The organism is Variovorax sp. AC103 (assembly GCF_979254005.1).
On record NZ_CEEDFC010000014.1, the window covers coordinates 36,828 to 52,934 of the forward strand.

The window sequence follows — 16,107 nt, forward strand, 5'->3', positions numbered from 1 at the left end:
GACCGCCCCCGGTTGGGGGGCGTTTTTCTTTGTTTTGTCCGAGAGGCGTTGTTGTCGATGAGCGTGCTGCCCGAATCGCTGGCCAGCTGGATCGTGATCGCGGTGCTGCTGTTCTGGTTTGTCGGTTCCTACAACCGGCTGGTGCGTCTGCGCTCGGCCGTGCTGCAGGCCTACGGCGCGCTCGACGCGGCCCTGGGCAAGCAGCTGGACTTCGTGCAGGCCAGCATCGCCGCCGCGCCGCCGGACGATGCAGCGCCGCTGAACGAGTCGCTCTCGTCCATTGCGCCCCTGCAGGCGGCGACCACGCAACTGTCGACGTTGCTGGGCGCGACGCGGCTGCATCCCCTCGATGCCGGCGGCATGGCGGCGTTGGCCACGGCGCTGCAGGTGTGGATCGGCGCGTGGCGCCGCCAGCACCCGGACGATGTGACCGTGTTCGACGCCGACGGCACGCTGTCGCGGCCGGCGCCGTTGCTGCCGGGCTCGGCCGCCGCGACGCCCGGTGTGTTCGAGCCGATCGCGTGGCCGGAGCCGTCGGCGGCCGCCGAAATCGCGCGCAGCCAGTTCAACCTGGCGGTTGCGCACTACAACGCGGCGATTGCCCAGTTTCCGGCGCTTCTGGTGGCATGGGCCGTGCGTCTGCGTGCGGCCGCACCGTTGCTCTGAACAGGCGGCGCGGCTCCTCTTTCTTTCCATTGCGCGGCGTCCGGCTCCAAGGCGCCCGTTACCATCGCCCCAACTTGTCAGAACTACATTCCGATCCTTCGAGCAGCAGCAGCGCACCGTCGCTGCAACCCCCGCTCTGGCGCCAACTGCAACTGACCGCGGTGGCGCTGGCGTCGATCCGCGCCGGCACCTCGGGGTCGGTCGCGTTCGAGGCAGTCGAACCCGCGCTGCGCCCCGGCGTGCAGGCGCTTGGCTTCCAGGTGCTGCGCTGGCTCGGCCGCGCCGAGGCGCTGCGCCGCCACCTGGCCAAGCGCACGCCGCCGCCGCTGCCCGATGCCTTGCTGTGCACCGCGCTGGCGCTGGCCTGGGACAGCGAGCGCGCGCCCTACGAGCCTTTCACGCTGGTCGACCAGGCGGTCGAGGCCGCCAAGCGCAATCCCGCCACGCGGGCGCAGGCCAGCTTCATCAACGCCTGCCTGCGTCGCTTTCTGCGCGAGCGCGACGAACTCGTCGCCGTGACCGACAGCGAGCCGGTCGCGCAGTGGAACCACCCGCGCTGGTGGATCGAGCGCCTGAAGCGCGACCATCCGCGCGAATGGCAGCGTGTGCTGAGCGCCGACAACGCGCAGGCGCCCATGACGCTGCGGGTCAATGCGCAACGCGCGACCCCGGCCTCTTACCTGGTGGAGCTGGAAGCCGTCGGTCTCGCGGCCACGCGCGTGGGCCCCTTCGGCCTGCAACTGGCGCGCGCCCGGCCCGTGCAGCAACTGCCCGGCTTTGCCGGCGGTGCCAGCTCGGTGCAGGACGCCGCCGCGCAAATGGCCGCTCCGCTGCTGCTCGACGGCCTGCTGGCGGCCAGGCCCGGCGCCGCGCCGTTGCGGGTGCTCGACGCCTGCGCCGCCCCCGGCGGCAAGACTGCGCACCTGCTCGAGCTGGCCGGCCCCGACGCGGTCGAGGTCACGGCGCTGGAAGTCGACGCCGTGCGCAGCCGCCGCATCGACGAGACCCTGCTGCGCATCGGCATGAAGGCCAAGGTGCTGGTGGCTGACGCGGCGCGTCCCGCCCAGTGGTGGGACGGCACGCCGTTCGACGCCATCCTGCTCGATGCGCCATGCACCGCCTCGGGCATCGTGCGGCGCCATCCCGACGTGCGCTGGCTGCGCCGCGAGAGCGACACCGCCCAGCTGGCCGCGCAGCAGGCCGCACTCCTGGCGGCGCTCTGGCCGCTGGTGCGGCCCGGCGGCCGTCTCCTTTACTGCACCTGCTCCGTGTTTCGCGAAGAAGGTTCGCAACAAATTGATGCGTTTCTTGTACACAACACCGACGCACGATTGCTGCCGTCACCCGGCCATTTGCTGCCCCAAAACGGGTCGAATGGTCGCGGCGTCCCGGACAATCTGCTGGGTGACCACGACGGTTTCTTCTACGCACTGCTCGAAAAACGCTCGCACTGAACGGTGCCGTCCGGCCCTGCTGGCCGTGCTGCTCTGGGTGTGGGTGATATGGATGGCCTGGCTGCCGGCCCCGGTGGCGGCGCAGGGACGCGTGGGGACATCGATCACGCAGATGCGCCTCGAGCAGGCCGACGACGGCGTCTATTTCAGTGCCGCCGTGCAGTTCGACCTGCCCTCGCTGGTCGAGGAGGTGCTCGACAAGGGCATTGCCATCTACTTCGTGGCCGAAGCCGAGATCTTCCAGGAGCGCTGGTACTGGACCGACCGCAAGGTCGCCCAGGTCACGCGCCACATGCGGCTGGCGTACCAGCCGCTCACGCGGCGCTGGCGCCTGAACGTGTCGGCGGCGCCGATCAGCAGCGCGGCCGGCCTGGGCATCTCGCTGAACCAGAACTTCGACACCCTGGCCGATGCGCTGGACGCCATCAAGCGGGTGGGCCGTCTGCGCCTGGGCGACACCGCCGAAATCGGTGACGACCCCCTGCACCAGGTCACCTTCAGCTTCCGGCTCGATACCTCGCAGCTGCCGCGACCGTTCCAGATCGGCGTGGTCGGCCAGTCCGACTGGAACATCGCCGCCGAACGCACGGCCCGGCTCGCGGTGGAGAAGCAGAAGTGAGCACTTCCGGGCGCAGCAGCGCTTCGGCACCGCCGGCCGCGCGCCGCGCGCGGGCCACGCGCTGGGCCCTCGGCGTGGGCGCGGCCCTGGTCACGGCCATCGGCCTGGTGCTGATGTTCCTGCTGGCCCAGGCCACCAACAACCGCGCGCTGTACGAGCGCTATTACGTGCGCCTGTTCGGCATCAACGTGGTGGTGGCGGTGCTGCTGGTGCTGGTGATCGGCTGGGTCGCCGTCCGCCTGCTGCGGCGGTTGCGGCAAGGCAAGTTCGGCAGCCGGCTGCTCATCAAGCTCGCGGCCATCTTCGCGCTGGTGGGCGTGGTGCCCGGTGCGCTGGTCTACGTGGTGTCCTACCAATTCGTGGCGCGCTCCATCGAGAGCTGGTTCGACGTGAAGGTGGAAGGCGCGCTCGACGCCGGCCTGAACCTCGGGCGGGCCACGCTCGATTCGCTGTCCGACGACCTCGCGGCCAAGACGCGCAGTGCCAGCGCGCAGCTCGCACAGGTGCCCGACGCCAGCGCGGGCCTGTCGCTCGAGCGCATCCGCGACCAGCTCGAGGCCACCGACGTGATCCTCTGGACCGGCACCGGTCAACTGGTGGCCAGCGCCGGCACCTCGCGGTTCCAGCTCAGCCCCGAGCGTCCGACGGTGCAGCAGTTTCGCCAGGTTCGCCCGGAGCGTGCCGTGGCCCACATCGAAGGGCTGGACGAAACCGCCGCGCCCGGCGCGGCGCCGCCGATCGCGAGCGTGCGCGCGCTGGCCATGGTGCAAAGGCCGGGCTTCGACTTCGACACCGCGCCGCGCTATCTGCAGGTCACGCGCCCGCTGCCGCCGGCGGTGGTGGCCAACGCGCTCGCCGTGCAGGAGGCCAACCGCGAGTACCAGGAGCGGGCGCTCGCGCGCGAAGGCCTGCGCCGCATGTACATCGGCACGCTCACGCTGAGCCTGTTCCTGGCCGTGTTCGGCGCGGTGCTGCTGGCCGTGCTGTTCGGCAACCAGCTCGCGCGGCCGTTGCTGGTGCTGGCCGACGGCGTGCGCCAAGTGGCGGCCGGCGACTTGCGGCCCACCGCCGTGCTGCAGGGCAAGGACGAGCTGGGCGGCCTCACGCGTTCTTTCGCCGTCATGACGCAGCAGCTGGCCGATGCCCGGGGCGCGGTCGAGAAGACCATGGGCCAGCTCGACGCCGCCCGTGCCAACCTGCAGACCATCCTGGACAACCTGACCTCGGGCGTGATCGTTCTGGACGCCAAGGGCACGGTGCTGTCCACCAACCCGGGCGCCACCCGCGTGCTGCGCGCGCCGATGGCGGCCTACGAGGGCCTGGCGCTCGTCGACGTGCCGGGCCTGGCCGAGTTCGGCGCCAAGGTGCAGCAGCAGTTCGACGACTTCCTCGTCGAGCGCATGCAGCACGGCCTGGACCACTGGCAGCACGCGTTCGAGCTGAACGCCTCCGGGAATGACCTGCCGCACAAGGACGGCGCCATCAACATCGTCGCGCGCGGGGCGGAGCTGCCCGGCGCGGCGCGGCTGCTGGTGTTCGACGATATCTCCGAGATCGTCTCGGCCCAGCGCGCGCAGGCCTGGGGCGAGGTGGCGCGCCGCCTTGCGCACGAGATCAAGAACCCGCTCACGCCCATCCAGTTGTCGGCCGAGCGGCTCGAGATGAAGCTGTCGGGCAAGGTGCCGCCGCCCGAGCAGGCCATCCTGGTGAAGTCGGTGAAGACCATCGTCGACCAGGTCGATGCGATGAAGCGGCTGGTGAACGAATTCCGCGATTACGCGCGGCTGCCCGCAGCCGACCTGAAGCCGGTCGACCTCAACGCCCTGCTGGCCGACGTGCTTCAGCTCTACAACACCGAGAGCCTGCCGATCGTGCTGCGCTTTGAGCTCGACGAGCGCTGCCCGCCGATCCGCGGCGACGACCAGCAGATTCGCCAGGTCATCCACAACCTGCTGCAGAACGCGCAGGACGCCGCCGAGGCCGGTGCCACCGGCACGGGCAAGGTGGGCGAGGTTGTCATTCGCACGCGGCTCGGCGATTCGGGCCAGCGCGTGCGCCTGACGGTGCAGGACAGCGGGCCGGGTTTTGCCGAAAACATTCTGAAGCGCGCGTTCGAACCGTACGTCACCACGAAAACAAAAGGTACCGGTTTGGGCCTTGCGGTCGTCAAGAAGATCGCGGACGAACACGGCGCGCGCATCGAGCTTTCCAACCGCATGGTCGGTGGGGCTGTGGCAGGGGCGCAAGTCTCGCTATCATTCGCGCTGGCAAGCGAGTCGCGGGCAGCGGTCGCTCACACCGAAGATTCGAAGTCTTCCGCCGCCTGAGCTGCACGAATCCGTCGCACGGGCGACGGATGGGCCAGCGGACTTCTACACACCTTTGCAGACACCAGCGCATACAACAAGCAGCACTCATGGCAAACATTCTCGTGGTCGATGACGAGCTGGGCATCCGGGACCTGCTCTTCGAAATTCTCAATGACGAAGGCCACAACGTGGAGCTCGCGGAAAACGCCGCCGAAGCCCGCGCTGCGCGCCAGCGCGCGCGGCCCGACCTCGTGCTTTTGGACATCTGGATGCCCGACACCGACGGGGTGACGCTGCTCAAGGAGTGGTCCACCTCGGGTCTGCTGAGCATGCCGGTGATCATGATGAGCGGCCACGCCACCATTGACACCGCGGTCGACGCCACGCGCATCGGCGCCTTCGCGTTCCTCGAAAAGCCCATCACCATGCAGAAGCTGCTCAAGGCGGTGGAGCAGGGCCTGGCGCGTGAAAGCGCACGTCGCGCCGCCGCCGGCGTGGTACCCCCTCCGGCCAACGGCATGCAGGCCGCAGCCATCACCACCACAGGCGACAGCCTGATGATGGCGTCGCTGGCCTCCGTGCCTGTGGCCGACGCCGGTCCGCAATCGACCCAGAGCTTCGACCTCGACCGCCCGCTGCGCGATGCGCGCGACGGTTTCGAGAAGGCGTACTTCGAATTCCACCTCGCGATGGAGAACGGGTCCATGACCCGCGTGGCCGAGAAAACCGGCCTCGAGCGCACCCATCTGTACAGAAAACTCAAACAACTTGGTGTGGATCTTTCAAGAGGGCGCAGAAGCGCTGTATAATTCGAGGCTGCACACAATGGCCCGGTAGCTCAGTTGGTAGAGCAGCGGATTGAAAATCCGCGTGTCGGTGGTTCGATTCCGCCCCAGGCCACCACTCATTACTTTGCAGTCGTCCACAGACGTCTGCTAAAGACAAAAAGCCCTAAGTAGATCAACTACTTAGGGCTTTTTGCATTTCAGGCCCAATGGTCCAAGAGCGCGCGCTTGAGGCTTTCTAAAAGCTCGAAAGCGCCCAAGCCCGCCAGCATCGCAGCCACGAAGACGAGCGCCTTGACCTTCGCCCATTCCGAGAGACACGAGGGCCGGGCCCGGGCAGAAGCCGGCGACGCCCCAACCGATGCCGAAGAGCATGCTGCCCAGGACCATGCGGCGGTCGATGTGGCGCGCTCAAGGCAGCCGCATCTCGGCGCCCAGGAAGGACACGGCGCGGCGGTTGGCCAGCCCGAAGGCCAGCGCGCCCACAGCGATGGCCCCCACCATGACGAAGCCAGGGAGGGGCCCGGTCCCGGCAAGATCCAGGATGCCGAGCACCTTGGCCGGGTTCCTACCTTCGCATCCCGCTGAATGCGCTTTAAGTTCATCCGCAGCCTGCCGCAAAAAGGAGGGGCTCGGGCTCGGCCGGGGACTTGGCTGTACCGGCGGCGCGTGCCGTTCCATCTGGCCCGCTCCCCGAACAAGTCGGTTCTGCTTGCATGCCGCCTGGCCAACTGGAACAGGCCGACGCCGAGGCCCCGGCGCGGGGAGTCCGCCGCTCGGTATGTTCGTTACCGCACAGACCTACGTTCGCCGCGCGCCGGAAACTGCGGCGACTCATGAAGTCTGCGCGTCCGGTCATCCTCGCCTTGAATGGCGGGTCCTCCAGCATCCGGTTCGGCGTGTACAGCATGGGCGGGAGGCCGGAGTGCCAGCTCCACGGCAAGCTGGACCGTATCGGCATTGGTGGCTCCAGTCTGCGCTTCGCCGGGGTGGACGGCGTGGCACACGAAGTTCCCCTCAAGGCGGTCAGGGACTACACCTCGGCCACCAAGGCCGTGCTCGACTGGCTGGACACGCGCAAGGTCTTCGAGACGCTCACTGCAGTGGGCTACCGCTTGGTCCATGGCATGGGCCACACCGACCCCGAACTCGTCACGCGCGACCTGCTGGACGATCTGCGCCGGATCCAGTGGGTCGACCCGGATCACCTGCCAGACGAGATCGAGTTGATCGAGGCCGTGCGCAAGCATGTGCCGTTGCTGCCGCACGTGGCGTGCTTCGACACGGCTTTTCACAGCCGCATGCCGCTGGTGGCCAGGATGCTGGCCATTCCGCGGCGCCTGGGTGAGAAGGGCGTACGCCGCTACGGATTTCACGGCCTGTCGTATGCATACCTGATGCTGGCGCTTGCGCGCGCCGCCGGTCCCGCTGCCGCGAAGGGGCGGGTGATCCTCGCGCACCTGGGCGGCGGTGCCAGCCTGGCTGCCGTGAAGGGCGGAGAGGGCATCGACACGAGCATGGGCTTCACGCCCGCCAGCGGCATGCCCATGGGCACGCGCTCCGGCGACGTGGACCCCGGCCTGGCGCTCTATCTTGAGAGAACCGAGCACATGACGCCCGTGCAGTTCGATGCCATGGCCAACCATGCGTCGGGACTGCTCGGCATCTCGGAAACCAGTTCCGACATTCGCGACTTGCTCGCGCGCGAAGCGGTCGATGCAAGAGCGGCCGATGCGATCGCCTTGTTCTGCTACCAGGCGAAGAAGTGGGTCGGTGCCTATGCGGCCGCCCTTGGCGGGCTCGACACGCTGGTCTTCGCCGGAGGTATTGGTGAAAACTGCGCGCCGGTGCGGGCGCGCATCTGCGAAGGGCTCGACTTCCTCGGCGTTCGCCTCGACCCGGCGCGAAACGCAGCGGGCGCCGATGTGATCTCCGTCGCCCGGAGCGGGGTCACGGTGCGCGTCATCCGCACGAACGAGGAATGGATGGTTGCGCGATTGACTGCCGCTCGGGTGGCAGAAGATGCGCCGCCGAAGGGCACGACTTCTGTGTAGTTCTCGGTAACTGGGCAGAGCAGAGTCGTTCGAGCAGTTCGCAGGGCACCATGAATCCTCTACGGCAAGAGCCGGCTGGAGGTTTGGTATTGGCCATCTGTGTTGTCCGCCGTCGGTCGCCCTGGCGGCGCAGGCACCAGGGCGGCAGGATTTGCGTGCAGCCAAGCCCCCCGTTTCGACAGGCCATTCGTGCGAGGCCGGTTAGACTGAGACCAGGGTGCGGATCCGCTCGATGCGGTACGCAGGTTCTTGCGCTGGTCGGGCCGCCACGCGGAATTGAAACGTCAGCACCCGATGCAAGAACCCGCCATCCAATACATTGCCGCAGCCCTTTTTGCTGTGGCGCTCCTCCATACCTTCACGGTCAAGCAGTTCGAGCGCCTGTCGCACCGTTTTCCGCGGCATGCCGGCATGTTTCACTTGCTGGGCGAGGTCGAGGTCGTCTTCGGGTTCTGGGCCATCGTGCTCGTTCTTTCGATGGCGCTGGTGGTCGGCGGCGATCACGCGCTGGCCTACGCGGAGTCGCGCAACTACACAGAACCGCTCTTCGTCTTCGTTGTCATGGTGGTGGCTGCGTCCCGGCCGGTGCTGATGACGGTCATGTCCAGCGTGAACACCATTGCGCGGGTGGTGCCGTTGCCTACGCCGATCGCGGCGGCCTGGCTCGGGCTCGCGGCTGTTCCGCTGCTCGGATCCCTGATCACCGAACCGGCGGCGATGACCATCGCTGCGTTGATGCTCGCGCCGCAGATTTTCAGACCACAGGTGCCCGAGTCGCTGAAATACCTGGCCTTGGGAGTGCTGTTCGTCAACGTGTCGATCGGAGGCACGCTCACTTCCTATGCCGCGCCACCCGTTCTGATGGTCGCCGCGACCTGGCAGTGGGACAGCGCGTTCATGGTTGTCACCTTCGGCTGGAAGGCCGCGCTGGCTGTGCTCGTCAATGCCACCGTCGCCACGTATGTGTTGCGCAGGCACTTGCCCGTTGTCTCTGCAAGTGCGGCGTCTTCCGATGCGCGGGTACCGGTTCCGGTGGTGCTGACACACCTGGTCCTGCTTGCTGGCATCGTGATGTTCGCCCACCATCCGGTGGCCTTTCTCGGGCTCTTCCTGATGTTCCTGGGGTTCACACAAGCCTACGAGCGGCATCAGAACCCACTGATCATCAAGGAGGCGTTGCTCGTCGGATTCTTCCTGGCTGGCCTGGTGGTGCTCGGCGGAATGCAGCAGTGGTGGTTGCAGCCGGTGGTGTCCAGCCTGGAGCCGGTGGCCTTGTTCTTCGGCGCCCTCGGCTTGACAGCCATCACGGACAACGCGGCGCTGACCTATCTGGGGTCGCTCATCGCGGGAATCTCGGACGAGTCCAAATACATGCTCCTTGCCGGGGCGGTGGCTGGCGGCGGACTGACGGTGATCGCCAACGCGCCGAACCCGGCAGGCGTTGCGCTTCTCAAGAAGGGGTTCTCCGACGAGACGATCGGCGCCGGCGGCCTGCTGCTCGGAGCGCTCGGGCCGACGATGGTCGCTGCCGCAGCGTTCATGCTCTTGTAGAAGGCTGGCGGAAGCTGCGGCAACCAGAGCGAGCGGAAAGCCCGTGGCAACCCGGAGACGATGGCCCGGTATTTGCTCCTATCCTTGTCGTCTCGACATTCCTTCCACCGGAGCAATCATGAATTTCAAGTTCTGTCTCGGCCTTGCTGGTCTGACACTGGGTGTCTCTGCATTCGCCCAGACCAAGTGGGACCTGCCGACGGCGTACCCGGCGAACAATTTTCATACCGAAAATCTCGCCCAGTTCGTCGGTGACGTCGACAAGGCTTCCGGTGAAAAGCTGAAGATCACGCTTCACGCGAACGCGTCACTCTTCAAGGCCCCCGAGATCAAGCGCGCAGTGCAAGGCGGGCAGGCACAGATGGGTGAAATCCTGCTGGTCAACTACCAGAACGAGTGGCAGGGCTTCGGGGCGGATGGTCTTCCATTTCTGGCGGACAGCTACGACGCGGCATGGAAGCTCTATCAGGCGCAGAAGCCGGCGCTCGAAAAGAAACTCGGCGACCAAGGGATCATGCTGCTCTACGCTGTGGCATGGCCGCCTCAGGGCATCTTCGTCAAGAAGACCATCGAATCGGCCGCAGACCTCAAAGGTGTGAAGTGGCGTGCCTACAGCCCCGCGACGGCGCGCATCGCAGATCTGGTCGGCGCACAGCCGGTGACCGTGCAGCAAGCCGAGCTCTCGCAAGCCATGGCAACCGGCGTGATCGAGTCCTACATGTCCTCCGGCTCGACGGGCTACGACACCAAGACGTATGAATACATCAAGAACTTCTACGACACCCAGGCCTGGCTGCCGAAGAACGCGGTGCTGGTCAGCAAGAAGGCGTTCGACGCGCTCGACAAGCCGACGCAGGAGGCCGTGCTGAAGGCCGGTGCCGAGGCGGAGAAGCGTGGCTGGGACAGCTCGAAGAAGAAGAACCTCGAATACCTCGACCTGCTCAAGAAGAACGGCATGACGATCCACGTCCCGTCCGCACAGCTGAAGGCCGACATGAAGAAGGTGGGCGAGACCATGCAGAAGGAATGGATCGAGAAGTCCGGGCCCGAAGGCCAGGCCATCATCGACGCCTACAAGAAGATGTAGGGCACGGGCGTTCATCCCATGCGCAAGACGCTCGATTTTCTCTATGACAGTGCCGCCGCCCTGGCGGCGCTTTTCATGATCGGTCTGCTGCTGATGGTGCTGCTGTCGATCGTGGGACGACAGCTTCACTTCAACGTACCGGGCACGGATGCCTACGCTGGCTATCTCATGGCCGGCGCCGGCTTCCTGGCCCTGGCGCACACGCTCAAGCGTGGCGAACACATCCGGGTGACGCTGATCGTCTCCAGTCTGAAGCCTTCCGCCCGGCGCTGGCTGGAGCGCTGGGCGATGGGCGCAGGCGCATTGCTTGCCGGTCTGTTCGCGTTCTACAGCGTGCGGCTGGTCTGGAACTCCCATGTCTTCAACGACATCTCCACCGGCAACGATGCGACGGCGCTGTGGATTCCTCAACTGGCCATGGCCATCGGCACCGTGATCCTCGCCATCGCCTCGATCGACGAATTTGTCCTCGAGTGGCGTGGCCGGGTAGCACCTCAAAACAACGAGGCGCTGCGCCATGAATGACATCGCCGTTGCAGGCCTGCTGATCGTCAGCCTGTTCCTCATTCTCGGCAGCGGTGTCTGGATCGGCCTCACCCTCTCCGGGGTGGCTTGGATCGGCATGGAGCTCTTTTCGTCGCGCTCCGCCGGGGATGCGATGGCCGTCACGATCTGGGGATCCGCTTCCAGCTGGACATTGACCGCGCTGCCGCTCTTTGTATGGATGGGCGAGATCCTGTTTCGCACCAGGCTGTCGCAGGACATGTTCAAGGGTCTGGCGCCCTGGATGCAGGCCTTGCCAGGGCGGCTCCTGCACACCAACGTCGTGGGCTGCGCCATCTTCGCAGCGGTGTCGGGGTCGAGTGCCGCAACCTGCGCAACCATCGGGAAGATGACGCTTCCCGAACTCAAGAAGCGCGGCTATCCGGAGGACATGGTCATTGGCACGCTGGCCGGCGCCGGTACGCTGGGGCTGCTGATTCCGCCCTCGATCATCATGATCGTCTATGGGGTCAGCGCGGACGTGTCCATTGCCAAGCTGTTCATCGCCGGTGTCCTGCCCGGCGTGCTCCTGGCATTGCTGTTCTCCGGCTACATCGCGCTGTGGGCCCTGCGCCACCCGGATCAAATTCCGCCGGCCGACGCCAAGATGAGCTTCATGCAAAAACTGCGCGAATCCCGCAGCTTGATTCCCGTGGCGCTTCTGATCCTGGCGGTGCTCGGCTCCATCTACGCGGGGATTGCCACGGCGACGGAAGCTGCGGCGGTCGGCGTCGTGGGTGCCCTTGTCATTTCGGCCGTGCAAGGTTCCCTGAACTGGAGCTCCTTCAAGGAGTCGCTCCTCGGGGCCACGCGGCTGTACTGCATGATGGCGCTGATCCTGGCGGGTGCGGCCTTTCTGACGCTGGCCATGGGCTACATCGGTCTGCCACGCCATCTTGCCGAGTGGATCGGTTCGCAGGGCCTATCGAAGTTTCAGCTCATCATGATGCTGGCCATTTTCTACATCGTGCTGGGATGCTTCCTGGACGGGATTTCGATGGTGGTCCTGACGATGGGTGTGATCATGCCCACCGTGCTGGCGGCGGGCATCGACCCGATCTGGTTCGGCATTTTCATCGTGCTCGTGGTCGAGATGGCGCAGATCACGCCACCCGTCGGGTTCAACCTTTTCGTCCTTCAAGGCATGACGGGACGCCAGTTGCCGTATATCGCGAAGGTGGCACTCCCCATGTTCCTGCTGATGGTTCTGGCCGTGCTGCTCATCTACTTCGTGCCCGGCATCGTGACCTGGCTGCCGCAGCAAATGACCCTGTAAGGCAGGCAGCCGACCAGGGTCCGCCGGCATGAGATCGTGACCTCTGCGGCGAGGCCGTGGGCGCCGGAGGGCGCCTCCCGCCGACCTGCGGCTATGGCAAATGTCCTGCACCGGTCGTCGCCGACGGATGGCGGTGCCTGCGCCCCGGACGCCGAAAACTCTTCGCATCCACACAGAGATCGAGGAGTCGTCCATGTCCACGTCCAAGCCTTCAAGGCACGAAGAACCCGAAGTCACGCAGGAAGAGTCCGTGCCCAGCGATGGCCGCGACACCGAGGGCGAGGAACTGATGAAGCAGGTGCGCAACGACAAGCTCCAGGAGAAGGGCTCCGCGGGAGCCAAGACGCCCGCGACGAGCGGCAAGCAAGACCCGGCCTGAGGCGCACGGCCATGAGTTTCCAGACGACCCACGCGGCTGCTTCTCTGGACGCCGCGCAGGACGCTGCACGACCGCCCGGCTCGCTGTGGCAACGCTGCCGCAAATGGGCGCTGCCTCTGCTCGGCATCGCCGTGCTGGGCCTGTTGCTGTCGCACGCGCACAAGGTCGACTGGGCTGGCGCCTGGCACGCGTTGCAGCGCTACTCGCCCTGGCTGCTGCTCGCGGTGCTGGGGCTCGCGACGGCCAGCCATGCGCTCTACGGCTGCTTCGACCTGATCGGCAAGCGCCATGTGCGCCACCGCCTCCCGTATTGGCGCACCTGGGCCATTGCGGTGACGAGCTACGCCTTCAACCTCAACCTTGGCTCCCTGGTCGGCGGCATCGCTATGCGCGCGCGCCTCTATGCGCGCGCCGGCCTGAACGACGCGACCGTCGCGCAGATCGTCGGCCTCAGCCTCGTCACCAACTGGCTCGGCTACGGGCTGCTGGCTGGCGGGCTGTTCGCCTCGGGCGTGATAGAGCCGCCGCGCCAGGCGCACATCGGCGAGTTCGCATTGCGCGCGCTCGGCGTGGTGATGATTCTTCTGGCCTTGGCCTATGTGGTGGCCTGTGCCGTGTCGCGCGGGCGCGAATGGCGCTTCAGGGGCAAGCGCCTCCACCTGCCGAGTGCGCGCCTGGCCGTGGTCCAGCTGACGATTTCCGCGAGCAACTGGGCGCTGATGGGCGCGGCCATGTACTTGTTGCTGGGCCAGCAGGTGCCCTACGCGACCACGCTGGGCGTGCTGCTCGCCGCGTCCATCGTCGGCGTGATCACACCCATTCCGGCCGGGCTTGGCGTGCTCGAGGCCGTCTACCTCGCGCTGTTGTCGGGCACCGTGAAGCAGGGCGCGCTGATGGGCGCCGTGCTTGCGTACCGCGCGCTGTACTACCTGCTGCCGCTGGCCGGCGGGCTGGTGCTCTACCTGTTCCTCGAACGCTATGCGGCAAGCCATCCGCAGGACGCAGCACAGGGCGCTGCGCCCGCACCTGAATCACCCGCTGCGCGGGCCTGACCGCCGCGCGGGCGCCAGCGCACCGCCGCGTCACTGACCCGCGCTCGGCGTGGCACGCGCCAGCAGACGGATGTGCTCGAAGTCCAGCAGGTCCAGCGCGTGCCGCACCGCGTCGACCAACGCCGAATGCGGCGTGTCGCCGTCCAGCCGGTCGGCCCATTCGTGCAGGTCGCTCCAGCGGCCGTCGCGCGCGAGCATTTCCAGTTCTTCGCGCACCGCCGCAGGCAGCGGCGCGATCGCGGGCAGGGGCGGGCGCCGCCTGCGGCTCTGGGCCGCAGGGACAGGGCGCGGAGGCTGCGGCTTGGCGAGTGCGAACGGCAGCAGTTCCTTGGGCGCGTCCTTCACGATCACCGAGAAGCGCACGCGCGTGCCGAGTTCGCGGCGGCTTTCCAGCAGCAGCCGCCCGCCCATGCGCTGAACGATTCGCCGCGCAATCATCAGCCCGAGCCCGTTGCCGTCCGCGCTCGCCGCACCTTGCGCAAAGGCCTGGAAGATGCGCGCCTGGTCGGCCTTGTCGATGCCCACGCCGCTGTCCCACACCTCGAACTGGAGCCGCCATGAGTCCGCGCGTGGCCGCGCCTGCACGCGCAGGCCGATCTTGCCGTCGCGCGTGAACCTGGCGGCGTTCGACAGCAGGTTGAGCAGCAGCTGCAGGAAGCGCTTGCTGTCCAGGTGCACACCGATCGGCAGCGCGCCCTTCACCTCCAGTTCGAACCGGTTGTGCTGGCGCTGCGCAAGCGTGTCGGCGTACTGCGCGATATCGTCGATCAGCGCGCGCAGGTGCACCGGCCGGGGTTCGAACGAGAAGGGCAGCAGCTCGCCCTTGGCATAGTCGAGCAGGTCGTCGATCAGCGTGAGCTGGTAGGTTGCGCTGCGCTCGATGGCCTGCAGCCGCTCGGCCGGCGGCAGGTTTTCGTCGCGCAGCAGGCGCACGTTGCCGATGATGGTGGCCAGCGGCGCGCGCAGGTCGTGGCTGACATAGGCCATGAGCCGCGTCCGCTCGCGCGCCTCGTGCTCGGCCTGCTCGAGCGCGGCGTTCAGCGCATGCGTCTTGCGCGCCACTTCTTCGTGCAGGCGCTGCTGCTCGTCGGCCTGCCAGTGCCCCAGCGTGCGCTGCGCCTCGAGGCGCTGGCGCGACAGGTGGTGCGTCCACGTGGCCAGTGCCACCAGGCCGAACAGCATGCCCGGGAAGCCGAGCGCATAGGCGTCGAAGCCGGGAATCGTGTGCGCCGGCATCACCAGCTCGGTGAGCCGCAGGCACATGCCCAGGGTGATGATGCACATCAACACGAAGGCCAGCTGGCCGCCGGGGCCCGCGCGCCGCATGTACACGAAGGTGCTGATCGTGAGCGCAATCACCGCCAGCGGCCCGCTCAGCGTGGCGAGCTTGGCGGCCGGCGCGTACGGGCCCCACGCCATGCCGATCACCACCACGCACTGCAGCGCCGCCAGCGCCAGCAGCACCGGCAGGCCGGGTGCGCGCACCGGCCCGCGCCGCGACACCGCATACAGGTGGCACATCAGGTTGAGCACGCAGCAGCCGGCGGTGACGCCGGCCGCGCGGTAGCTCCACTCGAAGTTGTCGGGCCACAGGGCGAGCCGCGCATGGCCGCGGTAGACGCTCTCGTAGAGCGCCACCAGGGCGAAGCCCAGGCTCTGCAGCGCCATCGGCAGGCTGCGCGAGATGAACCACAGCGCCAGCGAATACACCGCCAGCACCAGCAGCCCGCCGATCAGCAGGCCGTCGAGCAAGGCATGGCTGCTCTCGGCTTCGCGCCAGCTGTCGGCAGTGTGCAGCTCGGGCGCCAGCTTGACGCTGCTGCGCGACTGCACGCGCACCAGCACGCGCGCCTGCTCGCCGGGCCGCAGGTCGAGCGACAGCGTGGGCACCCGGTCGCGTGCGCCGTGCAGCGGCACCGACACGCCGGCCTCTTCATGGGCCCATGCGGCGCGTGACGTGGTGCCCTGAAGCACGTGAAAGTCCGCGTGCTGCAGCCAGGTGGCGTTGAGCACCAGCCGCAGCGACTGCGGCGCGCCGCTCTCGTTCGACAGCCTGAGCCGCAGCCAGAAGGCCGACTTCGAAAAGCCCTGCCGCATGCGCGCCGGGTTGCCGGGCTGGAAGCCGCCGGGCGTGTCGCTGCCCAGCGCGTCGACCTCGTCGCGCGACAGCTGCGCGCCGGTGTCCTCGAACAGCTCCAGCGCGTTGTCGATGTCCAGCGGCCACTGCGTCGTGCCGTCCAGGCGCAGCGTGCCGGCCTGCGCCGCGGGCGTGCCTGCCAGCCAGAACACCGCGCACAGCAGCAGGGCGGCGAGCCCGCGCGCCGGGGTCACC

The 16,107-nt window shown here is 67.3% G+C and carries 13 protein-coding genes, 1 tRNA gene and 1 pseudogene; 13 read left to right on the forward strand and 2 right to left on the reverse strand.

Going from position 1 to position 16,107, the window contains the following annotated elements:
• Nucleotides 1-57 precede the first annotated feature (57 nt).
• The 6 genes from AC0IYU_RS20410 (at nucleotide 58) to AC0IYU_RS20435 (ending at nucleotide 5,951) form a co-directional block, all read left to right on the forward strand.
• On the forward strand, nucleotides 58-666 hold the full coding sequence (locus tag AC0IYU_RS20410) for a LemA family protein (RefSeq protein WP_472120497.1): 609 nt from the start codon (nucleotides 58-60) through the stop codon (nucleotides 664-666).
• Between the two features lie 122 nt (nucleotides 667-788).
• Entirely contained in the window at nucleotides 789-2,120 is a 1,332-nt protein-coding gene (gene rsmB, locus AC0IYU_RS20415) for a 16S rRNA (cytosine(967)-C(5))-methyltransferase RsmB (protein WP_472120725.1), read from the forward strand.
• 52 nt (nucleotides 2,121-2,172) lie between these two features.
• Nucleotides 2,173-2,739, forward strand: coding sequence for a DUF4390 domain-containing protein (locus tag AC0IYU_RS20420; RefSeq protein WP_472120727.1), 567 nt, complete (start codon nucleotides 2,173-2,175; stop codon nucleotides 2,737-2,739).
• Nucleotides 2,736-5,066, forward strand: coding sequence for a sensor histidine kinase (locus tag AC0IYU_RS20425; RefSeq protein WP_472120499.1), 2,331 nt, complete (start codon nucleotides 2,736-2,738; stop codon nucleotides 5,064-5,066). The genes AC0IYU_RS20420 and AC0IYU_RS20425 overlap by 4 nt, the downstream gene beginning before the upstream one ends.
• A gap of 89 nt (nucleotides 5,067-5,155) precedes the next feature.
• Nucleotides 5,156-5,857, forward strand: coding sequence for a response regulator (locus AC0IYU_RS20430; protein ID WP_435437832.1), 702 nt, complete (start codon nucleotides 5,156-5,158; stop codon nucleotides 5,855-5,857).
• A gap of 18 nt (nucleotides 5,858-5,875) precedes the next feature.
• A tRNA-Phe gene (locus AC0IYU_RS20435) sits at nucleotides 5,876-5,951 on the forward strand.
• 82 nt (nucleotides 5,952-6,033) lie between these two features.
• On the opposite strand, the pseudogene AC0IYU_RS20440 reads toward AC0IYU_RS20435, so the two are convergent.
• A pseudogene (locus AC0IYU_RS20440) lies at nucleotides 6,034-6,454 on the reverse strand (DUF6691 family protein).
• Nucleotides 6,455-6,669: 215 nt separating this feature from the next.
• Here AC0IYU_RS20440 and AC0IYU_RS20445 point away from each other — a divergent pair.
• From AC0IYU_RS20445 to AC0IYU_RS20475, 7 genes are all read left to right on the forward strand, one after another.
• On the forward strand, nucleotides 6,670-7,887 hold the full coding sequence (locus AC0IYU_RS20445; protein ID WP_472120501.1) for an acetate/propionate family kinase: 1,218 nt from the start codon (nucleotides 6,670-6,672) through the stop codon (nucleotides 7,885-7,887).
• A gap of 294 nt (nucleotides 7,888-8,181) precedes the next feature.
• Nucleotides 8,182-9,438: a putative Na+/H+ antiporter gene (locus AC0IYU_RS20450; RefSeq protein ID WP_472120502.1), complete on the forward strand. Its 1,257-nt coding sequence runs from the start codon at nucleotides 8,182-8,184 to the stop codon at nucleotides 9,436-9,438.
• A 118-nt stretch (nucleotides 9,439-9,556) separates the two neighbouring features.
• On the forward strand, nucleotides 9,557-10,525 hold the full coding sequence (locus tag AC0IYU_RS20455; RefSeq protein ID WP_472120729.1) for a TRAP transporter substrate-binding protein: 969 nt from the start codon (nucleotides 9,557-9,559) through the stop codon (nucleotides 10,523-10,525).
• 18 nt (nucleotides 10,526-10,543) lie between these two features.
• Complete coding sequence (locus AC0IYU_RS20460; RefSeq protein ID WP_435486442.1) at nucleotides 10,544-11,050, forward strand: TRAP transporter small permease; 507 nt, start codon at nucleotides 10,544-10,546, stop codon at nucleotides 11,048-11,050.
• Nucleotides 11,043-12,344: a TRAP transporter large permease gene (locus AC0IYU_RS20465; protein ID WP_472120504.1), complete on the forward strand. Its 1,302-nt coding sequence runs from the start codon at nucleotides 11,043-11,045 to the stop codon at nucleotides 12,342-12,344. The genes AC0IYU_RS20460 and AC0IYU_RS20465 overlap by 8 nt, the downstream gene beginning before the upstream one ends.
• Nucleotides 12,345-12,537: 193 nt before the next feature.
• Complete coding sequence (locus AC0IYU_RS20470; protein ID WP_472120506.1) at nucleotides 12,538-12,723, forward strand: hypothetical protein; 186 nt, start codon at nucleotides 12,538-12,540, stop codon at nucleotides 12,721-12,723.
• Nucleotides 12,724-12,734: 11 nt separating this feature from the next.
• Nucleotides 12,735-13,775: a lysylphosphatidylglycerol synthase domain-containing protein gene (locus AC0IYU_RS20475; protein ID WP_472120508.1), complete on the forward strand. Its 1,041-nt coding sequence runs from the start codon at nucleotides 12,735-12,737 to the stop codon at nucleotides 13,773-13,775.
• 30 nt (nucleotides 13,776-13,805) lie between these two features.
• On the opposite strand, the gene AC0IYU_RS20480 is transcribed toward AC0IYU_RS20475, so the two are convergent.
• Nucleotides 13,806-16,106 carry a sensor histidine kinase gene (locus tag AC0IYU_RS20480; protein WP_472120510.1) on the reverse strand — a complete coding sequence of 767 codons (2,301 nt, stop codon included), beginning with the start codon at nucleotides 16,104-16,106 and terminating at the stop codon, nucleotides 13,806-13,808.
• Nucleotide 16,107 lies beyond the last annotated feature (1 nt).

Coding starts and splice junctions, on each gene's coding strand:
- AC0IYU_RS20410 (WP_472120497.1), top strand. CDS start 58: ATGAGCGTGCTGCCCGAATCGCTGGCCAGCTGGATCGTGATCGCGGTG.
- AC0IYU_RS20420 (WP_472120727.1), top strand. CDS start 2,173: ATGGCCTGGCTGCCGGCCCCGGTGGCGGCGCAGGGACGCGTGGGGACA.
- AC0IYU_RS20430 (WP_435437832.1), top strand. CDS start 5,156: ATGGCAAACATTCTCGTGGTCGATGACGAGCTGGGCATCCGGGACCTG.
- AC0IYU_RS20445 (WP_472120501.1), top strand. CDS start 6,670: ATGAAGTCTGCGCGTCCGGTCATCCTCGCCTTGAATGGCGGGTCCTCC.
- AC0IYU_RS20450 (WP_472120502.1), top strand. CDS start 8,182: ATGCAAGAACCCGCCATCCAATACATTGCCGCAGCCCTTTTTGCTGTG.
- AC0IYU_RS20455 (WP_472120729.1), top strand. CDS start 9,557: ATGAATTTCAAGTTCTGTCTCGGCCTTGCTGGTCTGACACTGGGTGTC.
- AC0IYU_RS20460 (WP_435486442.1), top strand. CDS start 10,544: ATGCGCAAGACGCTCGATTTTCTCTATGACAGTGCCGCCGCCCTGGCG.
- AC0IYU_RS20465 (WP_472120504.1), top strand. CDS start 11,043: ATGAATGACATCGCCGTTGCAGGCCTGCTGATCGTCAGCCTGTTCCTC.
- AC0IYU_RS20470 (WP_472120506.1), top strand. CDS start 12,538: ATGTCCACGTCCAAGCCTTCAAGGCACGAAGAACCCGAAGTCACGCAG.
- AC0IYU_RS20475 (WP_472120508.1), top strand. CDS start 12,735: ATGAGTTTCCAGACGACCCACGCGGCTGCTTCTCTGGACGCCGCGCAG.